The 23,708-nt window shown below is 67.4% G+C and carries 21 protein-coding genes and 3 pseudogenes; 10 read left to right on the forward strand and 14 right to left on the reverse strand.

Annotated elements, in window-relative coordinates:
- Positions 1-433 (forward strand): IS481 family transposase (locus A7D16_RS04230; protein ID WP_064630136.1); only part of this gene is annotated, 433 nt, incomplete at its 5' end.
- A gap of 81 nt (positions 434-514) precedes the next feature.
- Here A7D16_RS04230 and A7D16_RS04235 read toward each other — a convergent pair.
- The 3 genes from A7D16_RS04235 to A7D16_RS04245 all read right to left on the reverse strand — a co-directional run bounded on the left by A7D16_RS04235 (position 515) and on the right by A7D16_RS04245 (position 4,168).
- Positions 515-1,696, reverse strand: coding sequence for an MFS transporter (locus tag A7D16_RS04235; protein WP_064630137.1), 1,182 nt, complete (start codon positions 1,694-1,696; stop codon positions 515-517).
- A 639-nt stretch (positions 1,697-2,335) separates the two neighbouring features.
- Positions 2,336-2,515, reverse strand: coding sequence for a CsbD family protein (locus tag A7D16_RS04240; protein ID WP_047693228.1), 180 nt, complete (start codon positions 2,513-2,515; stop codon positions 2,336-2,338).
- A gap of 132 nt (positions 2,516-2,647) precedes the next feature.
- Entirely contained in the window at positions 2,648-4,168 is a 1,521-nt protein-coding gene (locus A7D16_RS04245) for a helix-turn-helix transcriptional regulator (RefSeq protein ID WP_064630138.1), read from the reverse strand.
- Between the two features lie 162 nt (positions 4,169-4,330).
- Here A7D16_RS04245 and A7D16_RS04250 point away from each other — a divergent pair, with 162 nt between their 5' ends.
- Positions 4,331-5,299: a hypothetical protein gene (locus tag A7D16_RS04250; RefSeq protein ID WP_064630140.1), complete on the forward strand. Its 969-nt coding sequence runs from the start codon at positions 4,331-4,333 to the stop codon at positions 5,297-5,299.
- Positions 5,300-5,593: 294 nt separating this feature from the next.
- On the opposite strand, the pseudogene A7D16_RS04255 reads toward A7D16_RS04250, so the two are convergent.
- From A7D16_RS04255 to A7D16_RS04265, 3 genes and pseudogenes are all read right to left on the reverse strand, one after another.
- Positions 5,594-6,715 (reverse strand): annotated as a pseudogene (locus A7D16_RS04255) (XVIPCD domain-containing protein).
- 14 nt (positions 6,716-6,729) lie between these two features.
- On the reverse strand, positions 6,730-7,185 hold the full coding sequence (locus A7D16_RS04260; RefSeq protein WP_147308489.1) for a hypothetical protein: 456 nt from the start codon (positions 7,183-7,185) through the stop codon (positions 6,730-6,732).
- 124 nt (positions 7,186-7,309) lie between these two features.
- Positions 7,310-8,479: an HDOD domain-containing protein gene (locus tag A7D16_RS04265; protein WP_064630144.1), complete on the reverse strand. Its 1,170-nt coding sequence runs from the start codon at positions 8,477-8,479 to the stop codon at positions 7,310-7,312.
- A 204-nt stretch (positions 8,480-8,683) separates the two neighbouring features.
- Between A7D16_RS04265 and A7D16_RS04270 the strand changes: the two are divergent.
- Positions 8,684-8,953, forward strand: a pseudogene (locus tag A7D16_RS04270) (SRPBCC domain-containing protein); the annotation flags it as partial.
- A gap of 318 nt (positions 8,954-9,271) precedes the next feature.
- Here A7D16_RS04270 and A7D16_RS04275 read toward each other — a convergent pair.
- The 3 genes and pseudogenes from A7D16_RS04275 to A7D16_RS04285 form a co-directional block, all read right to left on the reverse strand.
- Entirely contained in the window at positions 9,272-9,583 is a 312-nt protein-coding gene (locus A7D16_RS04275) for a protealysin inhibitor emfourin (RefSeq protein WP_064630146.1), read from the reverse strand.
- A pseudogene (locus A7D16_RS04280) lies at positions 9,580-10,630 on the reverse strand (M4 family metallopeptidase). The gene A7D16_RS04275 and the pseudogene A7D16_RS04280 overlap by 4 nt, the downstream one beginning before the upstream one ends.
- Positions 10,631-10,739: 109 nt before the next feature.
- Positions 10,740-11,396, reverse strand: a complete 657-nt coding sequence (locus A7D16_RS04285; protein ID WP_064630148.1) for an SDR family oxidoreductase — start codon at positions 11,394-11,396, stop codon at positions 10,740-10,742.
- A 258-nt stretch (positions 11,397-11,654) separates the two neighbouring features.
- Between A7D16_RS04285 and A7D16_RS04290 the strand changes: the two genes are divergently transcribed.
- The 5 genes from A7D16_RS04290 (at position 11,655) to proP (ending at position 15,660) form a co-directional block, all read left to right on the forward strand.
- Positions 11,655-12,098: an NUDIX domain-containing protein gene (locus A7D16_RS04290; protein WP_064630149.1), complete on the forward strand. Its 444-nt coding sequence runs from the start codon at positions 11,655-11,657 to the stop codon at positions 12,096-12,098.
- Positions 12,099-12,641: 543 nt separating this feature from the next.
- Positions 12,642-12,782 (forward strand): hypothetical protein, encoded by a 141-nt coding sequence (locus tag A7D16_RS24515; protein WP_239686944.1) that lies wholly within the window; start codon positions 12,642-12,644, stop codon positions 12,780-12,782.
- A gap of 103 nt (positions 12,783-12,885) precedes the next feature.
- Complete coding sequence (locus tag A7D16_RS04295; RefSeq protein ID WP_064630151.1) at positions 12,886-13,284, forward strand: host attachment family protein; 399 nt, start codon at positions 12,886-12,888, stop codon at positions 13,282-13,284.
- A 145-nt stretch (positions 13,285-13,429) separates the two neighbouring features.
- Positions 13,430-13,759, forward strand: a complete 330-nt coding sequence (locus A7D16_RS04300; RefSeq protein ID WP_064630360.1) for a thioredoxin family protein — start codon at positions 13,430-13,432, stop codon at positions 13,757-13,759.
- Between the two features lie 410 nt (positions 13,760-14,169).
- Positions 14,170-15,660, forward strand: a complete 1,491-nt coding sequence (gene proP, locus A7D16_RS04305) for a glycine betaine/L-proline transporter ProP (protein ID WP_064630153.1) — start codon at positions 14,170-14,172, stop codon at positions 15,658-15,660.
- Positions 15,661-15,682: 22 nt separating this feature from the next.
- On the opposite strand, the gene A7D16_RS04310 is transcribed toward proP, so the two are convergent.
- Positions 15,683-16,156, reverse strand: a complete 474-nt coding sequence (locus A7D16_RS04310; RefSeq protein ID WP_064630362.1) for an SRPBCC family protein — start codon at positions 16,154-16,156, stop codon at positions 15,683-15,685.
- 172 nt (positions 16,157-16,328) lie between these two features.
- Between A7D16_RS04310 and A7D16_RS04315 the strand changes: the two genes are divergently transcribed.
- Both A7D16_RS04315 and A7D16_RS04320 read left to right on the forward strand, forming a co-directional pair.
- Positions 16,329-17,123 carry an EcsC family protein gene (locus tag A7D16_RS04315; protein ID WP_064630155.1) on the forward strand — a complete coding sequence of 265 codons (795 nt, stop codon included), beginning with the start codon at positions 16,329-16,331 and terminating at the stop codon, positions 17,121-17,123.
- A gap of 191 nt (positions 17,124-17,314) precedes the next feature.
- Entirely contained in the window at positions 17,315-17,962 is a 648-nt protein-coding gene (locus A7D16_RS04320) for a DUF938 domain-containing protein (RefSeq protein WP_064630157.1), read from the forward strand.
- Between the two features lie 183 nt (positions 17,963-18,145).
- On the opposite strand, the gene A7D16_RS04325 is transcribed toward A7D16_RS04320, so the two are convergent.
- The 4 genes from A7D16_RS04325 to A7D16_RS04335 are packed head-to-tail and all read right to left on the reverse strand — an operon-like array spanning position 18,146 to position 23,587.
- Entirely contained in the window at positions 18,146-19,939 is a 1,794-nt protein-coding gene (locus tag A7D16_RS04325) for a hypothetical protein (RefSeq protein WP_064630160.1), read from the reverse strand.
- A complete protein-coding gene (locus A7D16_RS23460; RefSeq protein ID WP_161945018.1) occupies positions 19,936-20,100 on the reverse strand; it encodes a hypothetical protein in 165 nt (54 codons plus the stop codon). The genes A7D16_RS04325 and A7D16_RS23460 overlap by 4 nt, the downstream gene beginning before the upstream one ends.
- Positions 20,097-22,391 (reverse strand): hypothetical protein, encoded by a 2,295-nt coding sequence (locus A7D16_RS04330; RefSeq protein WP_064630162.1) that lies wholly within the window; start codon positions 22,389-22,391, stop codon positions 20,097-20,099. The genes A7D16_RS23460 and A7D16_RS04330 overlap by 4 nt, the downstream gene beginning before the upstream one ends.
- Positions 22,388-23,587, reverse strand: coding sequence for a BatA domain-containing protein (locus tag A7D16_RS04335; protein WP_064630169.1), 1,200 nt, complete (start codon positions 23,585-23,587; stop codon positions 22,388-22,390). Before A7D16_RS04335 ends, A7D16_RS04330 begins: the two co-directional genes overlap by 4 nt.
- Positions 23,588-23,708: the final 121 nt, after the last annotated feature.

The following is a 23,708-nucleotide window of genomic DNA, read 5'->3' on the forward strand; positions in this document are numbered from 1 at the left end:
GGTTGCAGCGCAATTGCTGCGCAATGTGATCCAGGCGGTGCCCTACACCCTGCACACGGTTCTGACGGATAACGGCATCCAGTTCACCAACCGCAGTTCCGACCGCCATGCCTGCCCCCACATTTTCGGTCGAGTCTGCGAGGAGCACGGCATCGAACACCGCTTGACCAAGGTCAAGCACCCCTGGACCAACGGGCAGGTCGAGCGGATGAATCGGACCATCAAGGAGGCCACTGTCAAACGCTTCCATTCCGACGATCACGCACAACTGCAACAGCATTTGGCCGACTTCATCCACGCCTACAACTACGGTCGCAGGCTCAAAGCCCTGAAGGGTCTGACACCGTATGAATTCATCTGCAAACAGTGGACATCCGAACCAGATTTGTTCAAGGTAGACCCGATCCATCTAATGCCGGGACTGAACAGCTAGCGCCATTCTTGTGCCAACAGCGACGGCCTTCCCGGATAGGACATTGCCCCACCGTGCGTGGTTTTCGCTTCTTGCCTCACATCACGCCGATGGTACGGGCCGCCTGCGCCACAACGGCATCAGCGCGACCAACCCAAGCACTGGACCAGGCAGCAGCACCCACGCAACGTACAGCCCCAGCGTTTCCATCAGCCGCGTGGTCAGGCCGATCGCCACCACGGTGATCGCAAAGCCAATGGCGTTCTGCATCGACAACGCGCTGCCCACGATGGCCGGCGGGCACGCGCGCGCGGCCAATGCGGAAAACTGCGGCGAGTCCGCCACCACGCTGGCGCCCCATACCAGCATCAGCGCCAGCGTCGCATACGCCGACAGCGCACCCACCCACGGAAACACCAGGCAACACAATGCCGACACCAGCAACGCCACCGCGGCCACCCGCGCGCTGCCGATGCGTGCACTCCACTGCCCGCCCAGCACGCAGCCCACCGCTCCGGCGGCAATCACCGTAAACGCCAACGTGGCCGTGCTTAGCCCAAGTGCCTGCGCCAACCCGGCACGCGCGATCAGCAGTGGCGTCAGCGTCCACAGCGCATACAGCTCCCACATATGGCCGAAGTAGCCAAACGTGGCCGCGCGAAAGTCCTTCAACGCAAACGCCTGCAACACCGCACCGAATGCCAGCTTGCCGCCAGCACGTTGCGGCGCAGCCGCGCCGTGCCCCAGGCGCAGGATCATCACCGCCGCAATGACCGCCAGTGCCGACGCCACCGCCATCGGCGTTCGCCACGGCAGCGCGCTGCCCAGTGCTTTGATGCCCTGTGGCAATGCCGTGCCCAGCGTCAGCATGCCCACCAGCCACGCCAGCGCTTTGCCTGCATGCTGCGGCGCCCACTGCACCACCAGCTTCATCCCGATCGGGTAGATACCGGCCAGGCTCAGCCCCACTGCAAAACGCCACAACATCCCCGTTGTCACATCGCTGGCAACTACAGCAAAGCCCAGATTGCACGTCGCCCCGGCTACCGCGCAGCAGGCAAAAATGCGGCTGGGCGCAAACCGGTCGGCCACCCCGCTGAGCGCAAAGCTCAATGTGCCCAGGATAAAACCCACCTGCGTGGCCATGGTCAGCAAACCGATCGCCGATGCTCCCACGTCCCACTGCCGCATCAAATCGTCGGCTGCGCTATTGGCAGAAAACCATAACGAGGTGCCCAGCAACTGCGCCACGATGATGACCACGAGTGCGGTACTGGATCGCATGGATGTCTTACCGGCCAGGTGCATCGGGTGAGTTTAATGGATAGCGGTAGGCATCCATACTTGCGGGGACGGGGTGGCCTGACATCGGAGCCAAGCGGCGGCGCAAAGCGGCGTCAGCTTGGACCAATTGTCAGGCATCGCGTACGACGACAGTGTGGGAGGGGTTGCAGCGGTGCACAAGGCTTCACCCGTCCCCTCATCCGGCCCTGCGGGCCACCTTCTCCCGGGGGGGGAGAAGGGAGACGCCGCGCAGGGTCTTGGTTGGATCGTCGGATGCGATAAGCAAGGGATGTGCGAAACCGCGCACGTACGCAATCAGACTCAGAAACGTCCGTGCTAAAGGCTGAAAACAACAACGCCCCGAGTTGGTCGAGGCGTTGTTGTGTATTTGGTGCGGCATGGCACGTGTCACCTGGTACACGTTGTTACCGACAACGTCGCACTGCCAATCAGCTGCGGTGCCAGCAACAACGCCAACACAGGTTGGCGCCAATCACGAAGCCAGCAGGTCACAGTGCCTACACCGCAGGCAACAGCGCCCCTGACGAAGACGCTGCGATGACTGCTTGTGCGCTTTCGACAGCACGCGTCGATCAACCATGCGAACTTGATGCGCCACTCTTCTTCGATACACCATGCTTACTTGGAAGCGTCGCGCACCTTGTCGGCCACTTCGCCGGCCTTGGCCTGCACCTTGCCCACGTTCTTTTCAGCGGCGCCTTCCAACTCGGTGCTCTTGTCGCCGGTAACGCGGCCGATGGCTTCCTTGACCGAGCCCTTGACCTGCTTGGCGGTACCTTCGATACGGTTCTTATCCATGGGATGTCTCTCGTAGTTGGGGAACCGGTCCAGTCTGTGCGGGCCGGTGTGAGCATGATGTGCGCTTGCACCCGGATGTCCCAGTTGCGAATGCACTAACCGCGGTAGTGCATTCGCGCCAGCGGCACGCAGTTACTTCTTGCGCGTGGCCGGTTTGGCGCTGCGGCCGGCGAAACCGCGTTCACGTGCCCACACGATGGCTTCGCCGCGGCTGTGCACGTCGATCTTGGAATACAGCGCCGCCACATGATTGCGCACCGTATTGGGCGAAACACCGAGCTCCTGTGCGATTTCCTTGTCGGCCATGCCTTCGGCGATGAGCCCGAGCACGTCGCGCTCGCGGCCGGTGAGTTCGGCGATGCCGCAGCCGGTGGTCTGGCCGGGGCGGTTGGCGCGGCGCACGTTGGCGAGCTTTTCCAGCAGGGTCTGGCTGAACCACGAGGCGTCCTGCATCACCGCTTCGATGGCGGTGACCAGTTCCATTTCGGTGCGCTTGCGGTCGGTGATGTCCATCAGCGACAGCAGGTAGCACTGCACGCCGTGGATGCTCACCGTTTCTGCGGAAATCAGGCAATCCAGCTGTTCGCCGTCCTTGCGCGCAATGGCGTATTCCACATTGAGCATGCTGCCGCTTTCCTGCAACGCACGGTAGAACTGCTGATACGCCTGGCGGCTGGGAAACAGGCCGATTTCATCGATGGGCCGGCCGACGATGTCTTCGGTGGCGTATTGGGTGATCTGCGACACCGCGTCGTTGATTTCCACGATCTGCAAGCTTTCGGCATTGCACATCAGCGTGGGCACCGGAGTGATGCGAAATGCCTTGGCGAAGCGCTCTTCGCTCTGGCGCAGCGCCACTTCGGCGCGCCGGCGCGGTTCCAGGTCCATGAAGGTAAACAGCATGCAGGCTTCTTCGCCGATTTCGATCGGCTGGCCTGCCACCACCACCAGTTTGGTGGTGCCGTCGGGCAGGCTGAGCTCGGCCTGCATCTGCGGAATGGTGGCGCCTTCATTGAGGCGCTCCAGCGCCAGCTCGCGGCGGTCGGCCATTTCCATCACATCCACTTCGAACACGCTCTTGCCCACCACCGCTTCGCGCGTGTAGCCGGTCATTTCCAGAAAACCCTGATTGGCCTTGATATAGCGCTTGTCCTCGAGCCGGCAGATGCAGGCCGGGGCGGGGTTGGCGTTGAAAGTGCGTTCGAAGCGCTGCTCGGCGCTGGCCCAATCGCTGGCGTCGGCCACGATCAGCACCAGGCAATCCGGTTGGCCTTGCGCGTCGGTGAGCACCAGGCTGCGCACGCGGTGCACCCATTGCGCGTCGGTGTCTGCGCGAAACACTTCCACCACCACGTCGTTGAAGACCTCGCCGGCGATGACGCGGTCGATGGGGTAATTGCCGGCGCTCAGGCGATGCTTATTGCGATACCGCAGCTGGAAGCGCGCGCGGTAGTCGCTCACCGTGGCGCCCAGATCCGCCACCTCGGTTGCCCCATGCATGGCCAAGGCTGCGTCGTTGGCCCAGGTGATCGACTGGTCCGGCTCGATCAGGATCACCCCTTCGCTCAGGCCGGTGATGATCTGCTGCAACTGGCGGCGATTGGTGGAACTGGGCGGGCTGCTGGGCGGCGCCGCTTCACTGGCTGACGACATGGGGTTACCTCAGGCAACAACGGCGATGAAAACCAACAGTGGCGGCACACCGTAGCGGCTGCCTGACGCGAATGCGCTAGTTGCACTGGTGCATTCGGCTCAGGCAGCGCGGTGGCCCGGCTCGCACACTGGCCGCCCCTTCCAATCGCAGTGAGACACTTCATGGCACAGGTCGTTCGCCATTCCTCGCTGGCCCCCAGAATGTCCTGGGGCGCCGTGCTCGCCGGCTGCACGTTCGCGCTGGTGACCTATCTGACGCTGAGCGTGCTGGGCACCGCCATCGGCGCATCCACCATCGACCCGCTGCGTGAATCCAACCCGGTCAGCGGCCTGGGCACCGGCGCCGGCATCTGGCTGGCGTTGAGCACCTTGCTCTCGATCGCGGTGGGCGCGTTTGTCGCCGGCCGCCTGGCCACCGTGCGTGGCGGCCTGCACGGCCTGCTCAGCTGGGCGGTGACCTCGCTGATCACCACTTGGCTGGTGGCCGCACTGGCCAGCAGCGCGGTGGGCGCGGTATCGGGTGTGGTCGGCAAGGGCCTGTCGCTGACCGGCCAGGGCATTGCCGCCGCCGCCCCGGCGCTGGGCAATGGCGTGCAGGAAGAACTGAAGCAGCAGGGCATCACGCTGGATTGGGGCGACCTGCGCGGCCAGCTGGACACGGTGCTGCGCCAGACCGGCAAGGCCGAGCTCAATCCCGAGCGCCTGAAGAACCAGGCCGAACACGTGAGCAACGACGGCAAGGCCACCGCCAGCGACGTGGCGCAGACGCCGCAGGCCGCCTCGGATGAACTGGCCGCGTGGTTCGACCGCGTGCGTGCCCAGGCCAAGCCGGCCATCGATGCCGCCGACCGCGATGCCCTGATCAACCTGATCGTGGCGCGCACCGGTCAGTCGCGCGCGGAAGCCGAGCAGATTGCCGACAACTATGCGCAGAGCTACCAGAAGGCGGTGGCGCAGTACGCAGCGCTCAAGCGCACCGCCGAGCAGAAAGCCCGCCAGGCCGGTGATGCGGCCGCCCGTGGCGTCTCGCGCGCTGCCTGGAGCACCCTGGTGTTGCTGCTGCTGGGCGCCGGCATCGCCTTCGCCGCTGGTCGCGCCGGCCGCCGCACCGACCCCGTGCTGGAGGTGTAAGCGTGCTGGAGGTGTAAGCCAGTGCATGCGGCGACGGTGGGGACCGTCGCCTGCTGCACGCAGGTGATCGTCACCGCGTCAACGCGACATGCGCCGCGTTCGCAAGGAGTGGCACTGAGCAAGGCACTGGGGCAACTCTTCCCGGCGACGGATGCCGGGACTCGCTCGGCACCGGGCCATTCTGGGGTGGCCCGGTGTTTTTTATCCGGGAGATGTGCACTTGCAGGTGTGTAGTGCGTGCGCGTGCTTCGAGCAGCTTTCAAGACGTGCGCTAGTCACCCGCAACTCTCGATGCTAAACGCGCTGCGCCTTCACCTGCTCATCGTGTTGCTGCGTAACAGGTTGCTGGCCTTGCAGGGCAAGCGTGCGCTGTTCCATCAGCGCCAGCTCCCGAAACGAGGTGTCGACCGGCGTGGCGATCGCCTGCGCTGCGGGCATCTGCGCACGTAGATGCGCGGGGTCGCTGAGTTCACCCTGGACGATGAAGACATGCTGTGCCTGATTGGTGTGTTTGCCTTGCTAGCTCAGCATCACATGGTCGACGCGCTCAAGACCGTTGGCCACCGCGAGATTGGTCAGGCTTGCCGTCATGCAAGCGTTGTTCTCGGGCGTGTGTCCGAATTGATCGCCTAGAGCGGCGACGCCTGCCTGGCATTGCTGATGTAGCGCGTGACGCGGATGGCCGGGCTGGTCTGGCGTCAGCGCATTGTCTGTCCGGCCAGCAGCGCCGAAAAAATCGGACGTACGCGGCGCAGCAGGGACGACCGCGGGTGTCTGGAGATATGGCTGGATCGTGTCCTCAGGTGATAGACCATGCTGTCCGAATTGCACCTGATCACTCCAAGCAAGATTTCCTTGGTTATCCATGAGGATCAGCTTGCCTTCCTGCATTGCCTCGCCTACGAGCTGTGCAAGCTGTTCTTTGGATGCGCCTGGGTGGGCTGCGGCGATGCCTCTGCCGATCTGGTTGTTGTACAGGTCCATTGCTTCGCGGCTAGCAGGATTGCCCGGCTTCCCCTCGTGCGCGGTGGCGAATGCCTGCGCCCATTCGTTTCCGAATTCCTTGGCAAGCAGTGCATTCCAATAGGTATGACGAAAGGCATCGCGGTGCCCGTCATTGAGTTGCCACTCCTGGGCTTGTTCCTTTGGAATACCGTCGGGAACTGGCTGGTCTGGGACGTGCCGCTTGCTTTCGCGAAAAGCCAAATCGTGTGTTTCCTTGAGTTCGAACAGGCCTTGCAGACCTCTGCTCCAGGTCATCTCGTCCAAGAGTTTCCCCTCGGTTTTGGTGACATCCATCGAAGGCGAAAACGGGATATCCACCTTTCCCGCTAACCGCGGGTGATACTGGATAAGCTCGTCGTCTTGCACCTGAAACTCGCTACGGATCCGATCCAAATCAGGTTTGTCCGACATCCTTGCTGTTCTCCTTAGCCCTGCACAGTGTGGTGGCTGATCAATTTTCCGTTCTGGTATTGGATAGTGTATTTCTCTGTATCAGCCGCGAAGGGCGAGATACCGAGGTAATATGCATCCGTCGAGGTGGTTTCACTCTCTTTCGTATAATCGGGTGGACCCAACAGCGCAATAACGTCTTCCCTGCGCATCCCCACATGGATGACCTGTTTCAGCGCTCCCACCATGTAGATGCGTTTGTTGTCTTCAAAATCAACGCCGCGTTGCGATTTCCACATGGCTGCATCGAAGTCTTGTGTTGTTTGCATGGTGCACGCCGTCAATGGTGTGAGGAATAAAAGGACCGCGAGCGCAATAACGCGCGCCGATTGGATATGCGTGTGCAGTGAGTGCATTTTCCATCCAAGATGTTTGGCAAATGCCAGCCCGTGGAGGTTGCCAGGTGCATCGTCAGGATTCCATTCGCGCATTTTGATCGCTCACAGGCCGTGGGTCGCAGCAGAGTGGGAATGTGCAGGATGGTTGGTCGACACGCAACTCAATTGGCGGATGCTGGCTGTTTCGGTAAAGCCGCTGCAGCTGCATTGCAGCAACTCACTCCACGCTGGCGGCCACCAACCGTTGCCAGAGTGCGGCATTGGCGTCGCGGGCCGGTTCCAGGGTGGCCAGCACGTTGAGGGCATGGTTTTCGTGCTCGGCGCCGTGGCGGGCGAGCATGGCCAGGGCGGCGGCGAGGCGGCCGTAGCGCAGCGCCAGGCCGAGCGGGGTGGCCAGCAGGGTGGTGTCGTGGTCGGGGCGCTGTTCGTCCAGCGCGGTGCCGAGCTGTGGCGGTAGCTCCCAGGCGGTGGCAATGGTCTTGGCCACCGCCGCGGTGTGGCGTTCGACCAGGGCGGCGGCCACCTCCAGGTTGTAGGGCAGGGTGGGGCGCTCGGCGTAGGTGTCGCGCAACACGCGCAGGATCACCACCGCGCCCAGACCCTGCAGCAAGCCGGCCAGTTGTGCCGACAAGGTGTCGCCGCCGCGTTCGCGCACGTAGGCGGCTGCGGCGGTGGCGGTGCGCAGGGCGTAATCCCACACGGCGGCGGGCAGGCGCGAGTACAGGCCGCCATCCAGGCTCAGCACCGGCTGCATGACGGCGGCAGCGACGATCTGGCGCACGCCTTCGGTGCCGATATGCACCACCGCGCGCTCCAGGCTTTCCAGCGGGCCGCCTTGCGGGCGATACAGCGCGCTGTTGGCGATGCGCAACAGGTTGGCGGCCAGTGCCGGGTCCTGCGCGATGATGGCGGCGATGCCGCGACCGGAGGCGTCCGGGTCGTTCACCGCACGCATCAGCTGCGGCAACAGGTGCGGGCGGCGCGGCAGCAATTGCGGGCGCAGGTCGACATGTTCCAGCGCAGCGCCGACCGCGGCCAGCACCGCAGCCTGGGCGGGGTCTGTCGGCAGCTTGCCCTCGGCCAGCGATGGCGTGGCCATCACTGCGGCATACATGCGACGCAACAACGCGCGCATCGGCGGCGGCTCGGTCGGCAACGGCTGTGCGCCGGGCGGCTGTGCTGGGTGCTGCAGCGGCGCGGTAGGCGCTTGCTTCGGTGTGATCGACGAAGGCGGCGCGTGCGCGCTGGGCGCGTTGTCGGCAGCGGGCGCGGCGATAGTATCGGCCTCGGCCTCACGACGGCGCGCCAGCAACCACCAGATGCCCCCGGCGAGCGCAACGGCGCCCAGCACTCCGGCAGCGAGCAGCAACACAATCACAAGCATCATGGAAAAATCGTCCGATCAGTGCGGCGACTATCCGCGAAGCCGGTCGCGGCGGCAACGTGAGCCCGCGCTGTGCCGGTTTCGAATGGCCGGCAGATGCACCTGCCGCAGCGCAACCAACGCGGGTTGTAGCGGCCTCGGGCACTGCATCGCAGGGGTCGGGCAGCCGGCCGACGCGTCGCCGACGAGCGCAGCCTGGGCCAGGCATTGCTGCACGTAGCATTGCCTGCCGATGTCTGCACTCCCGCGTTCCTCGGTAGCACGCAGGCACGTCCTCTGCCCAAGCGAGTGCCCATGTCTACCGTCACGCTGCACCGCGTCGTACGCGCCAGCCCAGAGCGGGTCTAGCGTGCCTTCCTCGAAGCCGATGCGGCGGCCAAGTGGCTGCCGCCCAACGGGTTCACCTGCACCGTCGAGCAACTGCATGCGAACGTCGGCGGTACCTTCCGCATGGCCTTGGCCAATTTTGCCAACGGCCACTAGCGGCTCGCGCCGCATGGCGTGGTGACGCCAAGAGGTGGTGCAGTGCAGCGATGAGCGTGGTGTCTTCATACTGACCGCCGCACTGCACGTCACGCTAACGCGGTGGGCCCCACCATGCGTCACCAGCTGTGCAGCCCTAGAGCATCTAGGCAGCTTAAAGGGTGCAGGCATCCGCAGTTGGACCACATTCGCTTTACCGACAGACACCGCGCACCGCGCGGTGTCTTCGTTTGTGCAGCAGGTGCTTGCGGCGCGGTGCGGTGTGCGCTGCTGTGGGGTGATGCGAGCAGACGATGCAGCCGCTGACCTGCGCTACAGCGTGCCTTGCTTCCACAGCCGCACGATCTCGGCCGGCGCATGTTCTTCGGGAATGCGCAGCGGCTCGCTGGCGCCATCCCAGGCGATGCTGAAATAGCGGCGGTCGCCACCGCCGGCCTGCGGGGGCGGCAGCGCGTGCACAAGGCACTGGTCCAGCACGCCGCGCAGCCGCAGCCGCTGCGCATCGTCCAGCGCATCCATCGGCAGCTGGCGCTCGCGGCGCATGGCCGGAAACGCCGCCACGCCACCTTCGCGCGCCAGCCGCAGGGTCACGCCTGCCTCCACCGGTGGTCGCTGCGGGCTCATGCGAGCACGCCCACATCGCGCCAGGCTTGCAGCACCGCTGCGGCTTCGGTGCTGCTGGTACCGTCATCGGCGCTGGCCACGCTGACGGTCAGCGCAGCGAACGTGGCGAAGTCCGCACCGGCAGCCAGTTCGCCGCCGGTGAGTGCGCGGTACCAGATGCGCCCGGCCTTCTCCCAGGCGGCACCGCCGATCGCGACAGCGGCGCGATAAAACGCGTGATTGGGAATGCCGGAGTTGTAGTGCACGCCGCCATCGTCCTCTTGCGTGTCGACATAGCCGGCCATGGTGGCCGGTTGCGGATCCTTGCCCAGGGCCGGGTCATCGTACGCGCTGCCGGGCGCCTGCATCGAACGCAGGCCCACGCCCTGGATGCCGGGCATCAGCATGCCGGCGCCGACGATCCAGTCGGCCTGGTCGGCGCTCTGGCGCAGCGAGTACTGCTTGATCAGCACGCCGAACACGTCCGACACCGATTCGTTCAAGGCACCGGACTGGCCTTGGTAGATCAGGTTGGCGGTGCGCTCGATGACCCCGTGGGTGAGCTCGTGCCCGACCACATCGATGGCGATGGTGAAGCGGTTGAAGACCTCGCCGTCGCCATCGCCGAACACCATCTGCTCGCCGTTCCAGAACGCGTTGTCGTAGCCGCGCTCGTAATGCACGGTGCCGATCAGCGGCATGCCCGCCGCGTCGATCGAATTGCGCCCGTATACCGTCTGGAAGAAGTCGTGGGTGGCGCCCAGGTAGTCGTAGGCCTCGGTCACGGCCACGTCCTGGGTGGCGGCTGCACCTTCGTCGCGCACCAGCGTGCCGGGCAGGGCGGTGCCTTGTCGGGCGTCGTAGATGCGTCGCTGCACCACCTGGGCGGCCTGGGCGTCTGCGGCCGGCGCGTCGGCCCGTGCCAGCAGCCCGAGCGCGCGCTGCCGCCGCAGCTGCGCGGTGATCTGCCGCGACAGCACGGCGCACTGGCGCGCATGCGCGGGCGCCGCCTGCGCCACGTGTTCGAGCAGATACGGCGGCACGACGCGGGCTGACGAATGCGGACATGAGCGACCTCCACAATGACTGCGCTGGCGACTATGCGGGCGCCGGCTTTAGGAATTCGTTAGCCGGCGCCGCTTGACGCATGCGGTGCGCATTGCGAGGGGTGTTGCGTTCATTCCAGCTGCGCCAGCGCCTGCGCGATCGGCGTCTGGCCGTCGATGAAGCCCACCGTCTTGCCGATGCTGGCCTGCGTGGCCAGTGCGGCGGTGACCACCTGCGCCACGTTGGCGCGCGAGACGCCGCCGTCGGCGTCGCTGCCCGGGTCGCGGGTGATGCGGCCCGATGGCGGATCCAGCGTGAGCCGGCCGGGGCCGAGCACGGTCCAGTCCAGCGTGGTGTTGCGCAGGTGCGCATCGGCAGCGCCCTTGGCCTGCGCATAGGCAAAGAATGCATCGTCCGGCCCGACCCCGTGTTCCAGCCCGGCACCCAGATACGACACCATCACGTAACGGCGTACGCGCGCCCGTTCGGCTGCATGCATCGAGCGGATGGCCGCGTCGCGATCCACCGCATACGTGCGCGCCGCATCGCCGCCGCCCGCGCCGGCCGACCACACCACTGCGTCATGACCGGCCAGTTGCGCAGCGATGGCATCGGTGTCGGCATGTTCGATGTCGAACCCCACCGGGGTGGCGCCATCGGCGATTACGTCGCTTTCGTGCGCGGGATTGCGGAACACTGCGGTCACCTGATGCCCACCGCGCACCAGCAGCGGCGTGAGCAGGCGTGCCACCTTGCCGTGGCCGCCGATCACCAGGATTCGAGACATGCACACCTCCGACGAACGCGCGCCAGCACGGCGCGCAGGCCGATCATCCTCGCCAACGCGGCGCTAAGGTGGTGTTATCGCGCATGATCAATGACACGCCGCGATCAGTGCACCCAGCCGCACGGCAAGCCGCGGAGATTGCTGCATGCATGATGATCCTCAAACGCCCGAGCGCGTAGCGATCGAACCTGCCTGCCAGCATTCCCCGCAGCCGCGACATCTAGGACACTAAAGCGCCAGAGTCTGCGAGCGTTTGTGATGCCCACGTCCACCGAGTTACGTCCGCGCGTTGGCTGCGGTGCCTTCATCCAGCGTGCCGATGGCCATGTGCTGCTGGTGCTGCGTGGGCGCGCGCCCGAGCAAGGCCACTGGGGGTTGCCGGGCGGCAAGGTGGACTGGATGGAAACCGTGGAAGCCACGGTGGTGCGCGAGGTGCTGGAAGAAACCGGCCTGCAGGTGCATCCGCAGCGCGTGTTGTGCGTGGTTAGCCACTTCGAGCCGGACATGGACCCGCCGCAACACTGGGTGGCGCCGGTGTATCTGGCCAGCATCCAGGGCTCCGAACACGCCGTGCTGTGCGAGCCGCAGGTGTTGCTGGAGATCGGCTGGTTCGCCCTCGATGCCTTGCCCGCCCCGTTGACCCGCTCGGCCATCCAGGCGGTGCACCAGGTGCAGGCCGAGCGCGCCGCCACGCACGCATGAGGTGATGCGCCGCCTCGTGTGAGCGATGCAGCGCGCTGCGCTCGAATGCTGCCAAACACTGGCTATCCTCCCTCGCTCAAAGCGCCTGGAAGGGCGCTGCATGACAGGTGATTGGCGACAAGGATTGCGCACGCTCGCATTGGTGGCGACTGCGTTTGCGTTCGAAGCGAGCGCGGCAGCGCCGCAAGCACCCGCTGCACCCACATCCGATGGCGTGCGGCATGTCGGCGCGTTCGACCTGCCGGTCTCTGAGTATCTGAGCCCGGCCGCACGCACGCACGTGGCCGCCGACGTCGCACGCGCCGACCCGCTTGCCAAGGCCGACAACGCCACGCTGTTGAAGCAGCTGCCCGGCATTCGCGCCGAGACCGAACGCTGGGCCGCCGGCGTGATTGCGGAGATGCGCACGCGCTACGCGGTCGAGAGCACGCCCGAGCAGTGGAATGGCGTGCCGGTGTTGCGGGTGGAGCCGCGCATGCGCACGTCGGAACAGGCCGAACGGCTGTTGATCCAATTGCTTGGCGGCGGCTTTTCGATGCCTTATTGCCGGACAAGAGCGGCGCGCTGGCGATCATGGAAGACCTGTACTACGGCCAGAACGTGGACTTCCGCGACCCGCTGGTGTCGCCGGTGTTCTCCGATGCGTTGCTGCGCCAGCGCCGCAGTCACCAAGCGCAGCACTAACGCCACGCTGACACCGGCTAGGCGCAACGCTTACATCTTCTCGCCTAGGTTGAGGCCGACTGGCGCTGCACCTGCGGCGTCAACATTGATCGGGAGAAATCAGATGAGTCTGCAAATTCCTCAGGGCGCCTTGGTGGTTGTGGCCGATGGCGGCGAAGCGCGTTGGTTCACCAACACCGGCAACGAGTCCAAGTTGGTGCTGCGCCAGCACGCGCGTACCGACGTGCAGAACGTCGACGACGACGGCCCGGCCGGCAAGGCGCCGCAGGATCTCACCGAGGCAGACCGGGACGAAATGACCTTCGCCAAGCAGCTTTCGCATGCCTTGAACGACGGCGCGCTGAAGCACGAATACACGCACCTGGTGCTGGTGGCCGACCCCACCACGTTGGGCCGCGTGCGACCGTTGCTGCACAAGGAAACCCAGCAGCGTCTGGTGGGCGACCTGGCCAAGGATCTGACCAACCTGCCGTTGGAGGATATCCAGCGCGCGTTGTCCTGAGCCAACGTTGCCGGGTGCCACCGACCGGCAGCGCCGGGTTTGGGATCGATGCGTAGCGTCCCGTACACATCGTTTCCCAGGCCTACCAATGGCGTGATACATAGTGTTCCCTCTGATCGCCACCAACGCACGGGAGAAACCGCCGATGGGGTTTGTTTGCGACTACGCCACGCAGGCACCGGAGCGCAGCGATGTCGATGCGCAGGCCGGGCTGCAGGTGCTGGAATTCGGCACCGACTGGTGCGGGCACTGCATTGCGGCGCAACCGCTGCTGCAGAAACTGCTGGGCGGCTATGAGGCGATCGAGTACCGCAAGCTGGAAGATGGAAAAGGGCGGCCGCTGGGCCGCTCGTTTCGCGTCAAGCTGTGGCCGACCGTGATCCTGTTGCGCGACGGCGAAGAAGTCGCCCGCGCAGTGCGGCCGCAGACGCGCGAGGATCTGCAACCGCTGTTGTCGGTACTCGACGCGGCCTGATACCGCTGTTGTAGGAGCGACCTCGGTCGCGATAGCGCTTCATTGGAATGCGCAGCGCGCGCAAGTGCGCTCCTGCACGATGTGTGCATGGTGGTGAATGCGCGGTTGCGGCTGAAACTCCTGAAAAACACGGCGAATTCAGCGCCGCGCACAGCTGTGCCTGCAGCACATTGCACGCTGGTGTAACATGGCGCGCTGCTCAAGCCCCTGGGCACTGCCCATCCCTTGGTCGTCTGTCCCGCAGCGTCGCTGACCTCACGCGGCCGTCCGGGAATGCCTCCGGCGTCATCCAGTGCAATGCGCTGCCGTGCTTGCGTGATGTGCCGTGTCCTGCGCGTTGCCAGGGCGAGCGGGCAGCGATGGCCTGCGCCCGACGAGCAATCGCAAGGCGCCACTTACGGAGACCACACATGCACGATGCCCGCGCGATGCGTTCGCACTTCGGTTGGTTCAAACGCCGCCGCCAACTGCAACTGGATGAGGTGACCGTGGTGGACCGCGGCATGCTGCGCAAGGCCGTGGGCGCGGCCGCGCTGGGCAATGCGATGGAGTGGTTCGACTTCGGCGTGTACGGCTATCTGGCGGTGACGCTGGGCCAGGTGTTCTTCCCGGCCAGCAACCCGACCGCACAGTTGATCGCCACCTTCGCCACCTTCACCGTGGCCTTTCTGGTGCGGCCGATCGGCGGGCTGGTGTTCGGCCCGCTCGGCGACCGTTACGGGCGGCAGAAAGTGCTGGCGGCCACGATGATCCTGATGGCGCTGGGCACCTTCAGCATCGGCCTGATTCCCGCCTACGAGCGCATCGGCCTGTGGGCGCCCGCGCTGCTGTTGCTGGCGCGTTTGCTGCAGGGGTTTTCCACCGGTGGCGAATACGGTGGCGCGGCCACCTTCATTGCCGAATACGCCACCGACCGCAATCGCGGCCTGATGGGCAGCTGGCTGGAATTCGGCACGCTGGGCGGCTATATCGCCGGCGCCGCCACCGTCACTGCATTGCACATGAGCGTGACGCCGGCGCAGATGCTCGACTGGGGCTGGCGCGTGCCGTTCCTGATCGCCGGCCCGCTGGGCCTGCTCGGCTTGTACATGCGCATGAAACTGGAAGAAACCCCGGCATTTCGCGCCTACACCGAACAATCCGAGCAGCGCGAGCGGCAGACCGCCGCGCAGGGGCTGATGACGCTGCTACGCCTGCACTGGCCGCAATTGCTCAAGTGCGTTGGGCTGGTGCTGGTGTTCAACGTCACCGATTACATGCTGCTGACCTACATGCCCAGCTATCTCAGCGTCACCATGGGCTATGCCGAAAGCAAGGGCTTGCTGCTGATCATCCTGGTGATGCTGGTGATGATGCCGCTCAACATCGTCGGCGGCATGTTCAGCGACAAACTGGGCCGCCGGCCGATGATCATCGGCGCCTGCATTGCGCTGTTTGCGTTGGCGATCCCGTGCCTGCTGCTGATCGGCAGCGGCCACGACGGGCTGATCTTCCTCGGCCTGATGCTGCTGGGTCTGGCGCTGGTGTGCTTTACCAGTTCGATGCCGTCCACCTTGCCGGCATTGTTCTACACACCGGTGCGCTACAGCGCGTTGTCGATCGGCTTCAACGTCTCTGTTTCGTTGTTCGGCGGCACCACGCCATTGGTTACCGCCTGGCTGGTGGAGCGCACCGGCGACCCCTTGGTGCCGGCGTACTACCTGATGGGCGCGGCGGCCATTGGCCTGGTGACCATGCTGTTCGTGCGCGAAACCGCAGGCCTGCCGTTGCGTGGCTCACCGCCGGCGGTGGCCAGCGCTGCCGAAGCGCGCGCGCTGTTGCAGGCCGACAGCCCGGTGACGGTGGATGCACAGTTGCCGGTGAGCACGCCGCCTTCGATGGGCCAGCCGCGTACGGCGTGAGCGATCGGCGTTTCCGCCGTACTCAACGCGCTACGTGCGGGCGCTGATCGGGCGATTCGGGCAGGGGCATATCGGCCGAAGGCGCGCCTTCGCCGGTTTCCACATAGCGTTTGAGGCTGCTGCCCAGGAAGAACCGCCAGCCGCGCGCGCAGGCCTCCTTGCAGGGCGAATCGCGGTAGCCGGACTGCACGAAATCCACTTGCGTGCCCTGGCTGGTGGGGCGCAGCTCGAAGCGCATCACCGTGCCCTTCCAGGCATCGCTGTCGAGCATGTTGGAGTCGTGGCAGCGCCAGGACACCAGCCGATGATCGGCGCCTTCATCAATCCGCAACTCCACCCGCCAGCCCTGCTGGCGCCAGTCCAGACGCACCAGATCGTCGATCAGGCTCACTTCGCGCGTCCACCAACCGGTGAACTGCCGGGGCTCGGACAGTGCAGCGGACACCACTTCCGGTGCAGCAGCAATGACGACGCTATGGCGGATCTCACGATTCATCATGGTAGGCAATCACTGCGTAGACACCGATGATCGCGCATTTTAACAGCCAATTGCGCCCCAAGCCCAATAGGGTCCCGTTCGCTTGTACGGCGCTCACATGGCGCTGGGTACCATCGGCCCAGGCCCCAACCACGAAGAGCCAGGCATGACGACGCTTCCGATACCGGTGATGGACGCTGCCGCGCAGCGCGATCTGGCCATCGCCCACGCATTGCTGGAAAACCCCGGTGTTGCGGCGCAACTGGCCAATGCGCTGGGCGCCCCGATCGAGAGCCTGATCAGCAAACGGCTGCCCAAGATGGTGACCCGCAGCATCGATGGCGTGACCCGCCGCGCGTTGCAGGTGGCGATGAAATCGGCGTTGCTGAGCCTGCGTGGCAAGGCTGCGGTGCAGCAGCCGGCATCCACCACGCGGCACACGCTGGCGGTGGCGGTTGCCGGGGGCGCGGGCGGCTTTTTCGGCCTGCCGGGGCTGATGGTGGAGCTGCCGGTGACCACCACGGTGATGCTGCGCTCCATCGCCGATATCGCTCGCGCCGAAGGCGAATCGCTGCACGACCCGGAAACCGCGCTGGCCTGCCTGGAAGTGCTGGCGCATGGCGGCCGTAGCGCCAGCGACGATGGTGCCGAATCGGGCTATTTCGCAGTGCGCGCGGCAATGGCGCAGCAATTGAGCGCCGCCGCCAGTTATGTGGCCGCCCACGGCTTCGCCAGCAAAGGCGCACCGGCGTTGGTCTCGCTGGTCTCGCGTGTCGCGGCGAAGTTTTCGGTCAACGTGGGCGAAAAACTTGCCGTGCAGGCAGTGCCGCTGGTTGGCGCGGTCAGTGGCGCCACGCTCAATACCGTGTTCATGCGCCACTTCCAGGCGATGGCGCGCGGGCATTTCATCGTGCGCCGGCTGGAACGGCAGTTCGGCGAAGATGCGGTGCGGCGCGCGTATGAGGCATTGCCACCGCCGCGGTGATGCGAACCACGTGATGCGACGCTGACACTGCGTGGGTCTTTGCTGTGCAAGACGTGTTGCCGGTGCGGCCGAGGTAGTGACATGCGGCGCAGGCCAACTGCAATGAGCCCGTGCGGCATCATGCTGCTGAGTGGTTGCCGCTGAACATTTCTGCTACGCGATAATCGTCTTCACCACGACAGATTTTGATCATGACCAAACCCTTTTCTCCTGCCTCTGCGCGTAACCGCGAGCCAATTCTGGATGTGTTGCGTATGCACTTCGCCGACCGGCAGCACGTGCTGGAAATCGGCGCAGGCACCGGGCAGCACGCCGTGTATTTCGCCGCGGCGATGCCGTGGTTGCAGTGGCAGGCCAGCGACCATGCAGATCACTTGCCGGGCATGCAGCTCTGGCTGGACGAGGCCGCGTTGCCCAATACGCTGCGGCCCATCGCCATGCAGGCGGTGCTGACGCCGACGCCTGGTTTGGCGCCACTGCCGGCCTTGCCCGTACTGCTCGATGGCCAGCATGGTTTCGATGCGATCTACAGCGCCAACACCTTGCACATCATGGGCTGGCCGCAGGTGCAGGCCCTGTTTGCAGGCTTATCCGCAGTGATGGCACCGCAGGCAGTGCTGGTGGTGTACGGGCCGTTCAACCGCGATGGTCAGTTCACCAGCGACAGCAATCGCGCCTTCGATGCGATGCTGCGCGAACGCGACCCTGCATCGGGCATCCGCGATGCCGAAGCGGTGGATGCGCTGGCAGCATCGGTTGGGTTGCAGCTGATCGACGACATTGCAATGCCGGCGAACAATCACTGCCGGGTGTGGCGGCGGATGACGGTTGAGAATTGAATCGCCGGCTCGCCGAGCGCAGCCGATTGAGAAGCGGTTATCGATGCTACGAGCGAACGGTGTGATCGGCAGGGCTATCTGATCTGGACCAGCACACGCTGCGCTTGAGCATGCGTGGCGCTGGTTGCCGCAGCGGGTTAGCTCGCCGGGCAATGCCATCTGCAAGGTTGGCTTGTAGAGCGTTCAAGCGCCTGCCACCGCAACCGGTGGCGAAGGTCGCCGCCGTTCCAGCCACCACAGCGCTGCCGCCACGCTGAGCCAGGCGAGCAGCCACGGCCAGCGCGCGCCGGGTTGGGAGACAGCAGTGGCGATGGGAGCCGAGACGGTGGTTGCCGCCAGGGCGATGGTGGCGGCGCGCAGTTGCTGCGCGTACATGGCCGGGGCGTCGTTGGGCGCGCGGATGTAGAGCCAGCGTTGCGTGGTGCCGTTGTGCAGGCGCTGCCAGCCAGGGGTTGCGGGCCAGTAGCCGGCGCAGGGCGGCGCGTTGCCGTTGCGCTCGGGCAGCAGCGGCTGGCGGGCCTGGTTGGGGTCCGTCACGAAGGCGCCGGCACCGAGGTCGCACAGGGTGATGCGTTGCTGCGCCCAGCCTTGCTGCACCGGGGCGGGGGCGCCGCCGCCGGGGCGGGCGACGGCGCCGGACAACTGCGCCCAGAGCGCGGCATGCAGGTCGCTGCGGCCGGCCAGCACCAGCGCGAAGCTGTCTTCGATCAGGCCGATGCCGATGCGCCCGCGGCCTTGTGCGCGCCACCAGCCCAGGGCGCTGCCGTCGTCGGCACGTGCGGCGATCAGGGCGTCGGTGGCCTGCGGTTGCAGCTCGCGACGTTGCAGCGGCGCCAGCGTCGGGGTGTCGCCGAGGGGGCCGGCCGCTTCGGTGGGCAAGCTTGGCGAGGCCAGCCGCTGCGGTGCGGGCAGCGGGCTGCTGGTGCTGCCGCCGCTGACCGCAAGGCCCAGCTCGGCCAGGGCGGCGCGGGTGGCGGCGTCCAGTGGCCCGTCGGTGCGCACCAGGACGCCCAGGCCGCGCTGGATCGCCGCGTGCACGGTCTGACGCTGCGCGTTGCCCAGTGCGACCAGGCGGCGTGTGTCGACCACCAGCAGGTCGAGCCGGTCCAGGCTGGCCGCATCCAGCGTGGCGCCGTCCCCGAGCTGGATGCCGGGGCCGACCACAATCTGGCTGCGCACCTCCAGCCCGGCATCGCTGGCCCAGCGACGCAGGTATTTCAGTTCCGGCTGCGGCGCGCCCGCCAGCAGCAGCACGCGCGCCGGCGCTACAGCGGCAACCAGCACCGGCACCTGCACGCGGCTGCGTTCGACACCATCGGCATCGCGCGCGCGCGCGGCGAACAGCACCTGGCCGGGCGCGCGGGCCAGGCCACGCAGGCGCACGCGCCCGGCGCGATCGGCCACTGCGCCGTCCACCACCTGGCCGGCCGGATCAAGCAGTTCCACGCGCCCGCCCGGCATGCCCTGCAGCTGCGCACTGACCGTGATGACCTCGCCCGGCGCCACCGGCGGCGCTGTCGACACGGCGACCAACCCGTGCGGCGGCGGATTGAGCGCCAGCCGCAGCGGGACGCGCATGCCTTCGCGGTCGCGCGCGGGCAGGCCGCTGCCATGCACGACGAGCGCGGTGGTGCCGGGCGCGCGGCGCAGCGCAGTGGCCAGATCCGGCACCCGCGTCACGCCAGGTAGCGCGGGCGCCTCGGGCAAGGCGACCCAGTGTGCAGCATCGCTGGTGGGGACCTGCGCGGCGGTGGTGTCGGCGGTGGCGACATGCAGTTCCCCACCGCTGGCGGTGCGCGGCGGTGGTAGCAGCACCGGATAAAGCAATGCGGCGAGCAGCGGTTGGGCAGCAAGCAGCAGCCACAGCCGGGTGCGCGAACGCGGTTGCCGGGCGTGCGCCCGCAGCAGGCGCGTGCAGCCGATGCCGGCGATCAGCAGCAATGCCGCGCCGACCAGCCAGGGCAAGGCGAGCGTCATGCTTGCTGCTCCTGGCGCAGCGCATCCAGAGAGCAGCGGTCGGACACACCTGGCGATGCGGTCTGCGCCCACGCAAGCGGACTGTTTGCTGCCACGCCTGCAAACATCGTCGGGCCGATCGACGGGTGCATCGGAAGAAGCCGGATCAGGCGCGGACTCACGGTTGCGTCTCCTGGCGCAGCGCATCCAGGTAGCGCTGGCCGCGGGCGTCGGGTGCGGCGCGGCGATGCGGCGCTGCCGGCGGGGCGAGCAGGGTGCGCCAGACCTGGGCGCGCAGCTGGGCGCGGCAGCTGGCGCAGCCGGGTTCTGCGCGCAGGGTTTCCACGGCCGCGGCCAGGCTCAGCGGGTCGTGCAGCTGGTCCTGCCGGGTCTGCAGCCATTGCGCGTAGCGGGCCAGGGTGGCGTCGGGCACCGCGGCTGGCTCGCCCAGTGCCTCCCACAGCTGCAACGCCGACGGGTCCGGGTCCGGGCGGGTGTCCAGCCCGGCGGCGCGGTCGCCCAGCCCATCGCGCTTGCCGCTCAGGCGCCGGCTGGGGTCGATCGGCGGTAGCTGCGTGCCGACCCGCGCCAGGTAGATGCGCTCGGCCTGCTGCACCTGCTTGATGAAGCCCAGCGCCTTGTTGGCGTATGGCAACGCGCGCACGGGGAGGCCCTGGCGCAGCTCGCCTTCGGATTGCCACATCTGGTCCAGCGCGGCGCGCAGCAGGGCGCGGGTCTGTGGGTCGAGCAGGGTGGCGGCTTCGGCGTGGTCGTGGGTATGGCCGAATTCAGCCAGCACGTTCTGCGCCTGGCCGAAGCTGCTGCGCTCGGGCCGGCCGCTGCCGTGGTCGCTGCCGTGGTCGTGATCGTGATCGTGATCGTGATCGTCCAGCGCGGCGGCGCCGGGTTCGGCGGCGCTGGCCTGGTCGTGATCGTCGTGGTCATGCCCGGCGTGCGCATGGGTGTCTGCAGGAGCGGCGGGCGGGCTTGGCGCATCGGCAGTGGGCATGTCGGCGGTCGGCAGGTCGTTGGCCGGGGCGTCGCTGGTGGGGGGCGCGTCGGCAGTGGGTGGGCCTTGCGGCGCGCCTTCGCTTTCTTCGCCCAGAAACTGGCCGTAGCGCAGCCGCAGCAGGCGCTGGTCCACGCCGATGGCGTCGGAGCGCTTGAGGAACGTGGCGGCGTCCAGGCGCGGCTGTTCCTTCAGCAGCGCCTGCGCGTCGATGATGATCTGGCGCTGGCTGCGGAAATAGGCCGGCAAGGTCTGCTTGACGCTGGCTTCCAGGCCGGCGGCCATGGTCTGTTCGGGCGGCGGCCAGCGCAGGATCACGCTGGCGCTGCGGCCTTCCTGCGGGGCGGGCTGGCGGGTGTCGTGCACGATGAGCTGGGCAATCAGGTCGTCGCCGGCCGCCATGCCCAAGGCCTGCGGCTGCAGCGTGGTGGCGAAGCTGCGTTGCCGGGCCGGGCCGCTGCCGGTGAGCGTGCGGCGCTGGGTGGTAAAGGTGATGTTTTCGCCGCTGCCCTGGGCCAGGGTGAGGCGCAGCTCGGCGCTGGCGGCCACGGCGTAATCGTCGCTGGCTTCGAAGCGCAACGCCCAGCTGCCATTGGCCGGCGTCCACAGCACCAGGCTCTGCTCGGGCGCGAGCACGCGCACCTGCGGTGGGCGGTCGGGCAGCACGTCCAGCCGATGCAGCTGGCGGTCCGCCGGGCTGCCGTCGATGAGGACGCGGTACAGGCTGGCGCGCTCGGCGATCCAGTGGCCTTGCCACGTATCGCTGCCGCCTTGCCGGGCCAGTGCGACGGTGCGGCCATCGGTGAGCCGCAGCGCCACGCTGCGCGGCGCTGGGCTGACCTGCAGTTGCCAATCCAGCCGGGTGCCGGCGGGCACCCGCGCATCCAGCCCGGGCAGGCGCGTGGCAGGCAGGCCGGTGTAGGCGGGCGGGCTGCTGCGTAGCTGCGCCTGCCGCAGCGTGGGCGCGCCGCTGCCGGCGCGCGCGGCGGCCACGCGCTCGGCTGGCGGCGTGCGTTGGGTGGCCGGTGATGGCCACAGCAGCAACGTGGCGCAGGCGAGCACACCGACCGCGCTCCACGGCCATGCGCGCCGCCACGGCCAGGCCGGGCGCAGATCGCGCGGGCTGCTGCGCAGGCGCTGCTCCAGGCGTTGCCGTTGCAAGGCCTGTAGCGGGCCGAGCTGGGTGAGCGGGGCGAACAGCAAATCGCTGCTGTCTTCCAGATCGGTCTCGCGGTCCAGCCGGCGGATCAGCCAGGTTTGGTCGAGCCGCCGCGCCGCCAGCGCTGCCACGCCGAGCACTGCCAGCAGGCCCAGGAGCAGCAGCGCAACCACCGCTGCCGGCGCACCGGCCCGCCACGCCAGCGCCGCCGGCACCGCCGCCAGCGGCAGCCCGAACAGCAGCACGCCTGCGGCCTGGCGCCGCCGTGCCGCCTGCCACGCCTGCTGCAGCGCCGGCGTGCTCATGCGGCGTTGGCCCGGCGCGGCGAGGTGGCGAGCCAGCGTTCGAGAGCGAACAGCAGCAGCACCAGGCCGATCAGCCACGGCGCCAGCGGCCAGGGTGCGGTGCTCAGGCGCGTGGCGGCACCGCGCTGCGGTTGCTGGGTCTGCGCCAGCGCGCGCTGTGGTGTGGGCGCCGGCTGCAGGGCGTCGTGCAGGCGGGTGGGGAAATCGGCCTCCAGCAGCGCGGGCAGTTGCTGCGGCTGCAGCGGTGCAGCCCACCGCAGCACGCGCCCGCGGCCGAGTGCGGCGGCATCGATCACTGGTTCGCCGGAGGCGGCCTGTTGCACCGGCTGCAGCGTGGCGGCGAGCGAGGGCGGGAGGGGTGTCTGCACATCCACCAGCAGCTGCCCACCGGCTGCGACCCAGGCCATCACCGGCGCCGGCGGGGCGCTGTGCGGCAGCCAGGCCACCACCATGCCGGGAGCCCAGCGCGCCGGCTGGGCCGCGGCCGGCGTGCCCACCGGCAGGCTGCCCGGCAGCGCCCAGGCGGCATGCACGGCGCGCAGATAGCGCAGGGCCGGTGCGGCACTATCGTCGGCAATCGCCTGCAGGCGCAGCGGCGCGGCAGCGGCGGGCGCCGTCACCGGCGAACGGCCGGGCACCACGTGCCAGCGCACCTGGCGCGATACCTGCAGGCGTTGCGCATCCAGCGGGCCCCACTGGGCCGGCACGACGACGCTGAGCGCGGCGCCCGGCGGCAGGCTGGCATCGAGTTCGCGCAACAGGCTGGAGACCGGCTGCGGGGCATTGGCGGGCGTGGCGGCTGTGGTCGGGGTATCGGCATCCGCATCTGCATCGACCGGCGGGAAACCCGGTGCCAGCCAGACCCACTGCGCGTTCGCGGCGTGGCCGAGCTGGCGTGCGGCGGCCATATCGACCCCCGGGCTGAGCGCGACGCGCGGCCGTGCATCGTCATGCTCGCGCATGGCCGGCTCGGCCAGCAGCAGCGCCACAGCGGCCAGCAGCAGCAAGCGCACCAGCAGTAGCGGCCATTCGTCGAAACGCACGCGGTGGCGCGGGCGCGGCATTGCACGCAACCAGCGCAACGCAGCGAAGTCGGTCGGCCGGTGTTCGCTGCGCCGGGCCAGATGGATCAGCAGCGGCAGCAGCAGCGCCGCCAGCGCGGCCAGGCCGGCGGGGAAGAGCAGGAGCAGGTTCATTGCCACGCTCCGGCGTTACCGCAACACGGTCGTACCGCGGCTGCGCTGCAGGAGCGTGGACGGCGCCACTGCGAGGCGGGGGTGCCGGCCGCTGACCGGCTGGCCGCCAACCACGCCCGCC

Source organism: Xanthomonas nasturtii, assembly GCF_001660815.1.
Classification (GTDB): Bacteria; Pseudomonadota; Gammaproteobacteria; order Xanthomonadales; family Xanthomonadaceae; genus Xanthomonas; species Xanthomonas nasturtii.

Coding starts and splice junctions, on each gene's coding strand:
- A7D16_RS04260 (WP_147308489.1), bottom strand. CDS start 7,185: ATGCGCGAATGGAATCCTGACGATGCACCTGGCAACCTCCACGGGCTG.
- A7D16_RS04290 (WP_064630149.1), top strand. CDS start 11,655: ATGCCCACGTCCACCGAGTTACGTCCGCGCGTTGGCTGCGGTGCCTTC.
- A7D16_RS04265 (WP_064630144.1), bottom strand. CDS start 8,479: ATGATGCTTGTGATTGTGTTGCTGCTCGCTGCCGGAGTGCTGGGCGCC.
- A7D16_RS04315 (WP_064630155.1), top strand. CDS start 16,329: ATGGACGCTGCCGCGCAGCGCGATCTGGCCATCGCCCACGCATTGCTG.
- A7D16_RS04320 (WP_064630157.1), top strand. CDS start 17,315: ATGACCAAACCCTTTTCTCCTGCCTCTGCGCGTAACCGCGAGCCAATT.
- A7D16_RS04295 (WP_064630151.1), top strand. CDS start 12,886: ATGAGTCTGCAAATTCCTCAGGGCGCCTTGGTGGTTGTGGCCGATGGC.
- proP (WP_064630153.1), top strand. CDS start 14,170: ATGCACGATGCCCGCGCGATGCGTTCGCACTTCGGTTGGTTCAAACGC.
- A7D16_RS04300 (WP_064630360.1), top strand. CDS start 13,430: ATGGGGTTTGTTTGCGACTACGCCACGCAGGCACCGGAGCGCAGCGAT.
- A7D16_RS04310 (WP_064630362.1), bottom strand. CDS start 16,156: ATGAATCGTGAGATCCGCCATAGCGTCGTCATTGCTGCTGCACCGGAA.
- A7D16_RS04335 (WP_064630169.1), bottom strand. CDS start 23,587: ATGAACCTGCTCCTGCTCTTCCCCGCCGGCCTGGCCGCGCTGGCGGCG.
- A7D16_RS04285 (WP_064630148.1), bottom strand. CDS start 11,396: ATGTCTCGAATCCTGGTGATCGGCGGCCACGGCAAGGTGGCACGCCTG.
- A7D16_RS04240 (WP_047693228.1), bottom strand. CDS start 2,515: ATGGATAAGAACCGTATCGAAGGTACCGCCAAGCAGGTCAAGGGCTCG.
- A7D16_RS04325 (WP_064630160.1), bottom strand. CDS start 19,939: ATGACGCTCGCCTTGCCCTGGCTGGTCGGCGCGGCATTGCTGCTGATC.
- A7D16_RS04275 (WP_064630146.1), bottom strand. CDS start 9,583: ATGAGCCCGCAGCGACCACCGGTGGAGGCAGGCGTGACCCTGCGGCTG.
- A7D16_RS04235 (WP_064630137.1), bottom strand. CDS start 1,696: ATGCGATCCAGTACCGCACTCGTGGTCATCATCGTGGCGCAGTTGCTG.
- A7D16_RS04330 (WP_064630162.1), bottom strand. CDS start 22,391: ATGAGCACGCCGGCGCTGCAGCAGGCGTGGCAGGCGGCACGGCGGCGC.
- A7D16_RS04245 (WP_064630138.1), bottom strand. CDS start 4,168: ATGTCGTCAGCCAGTGAAGCGGCGCCGCCCAGCAGCCCGCCCAGTTCC.
- A7D16_RS04250 (WP_064630140.1), top strand. CDS start 4,331: ATGGCACAGGTCGTTCGCCATTCCTCGCTGGCCCCCAGAATGTCCTGG.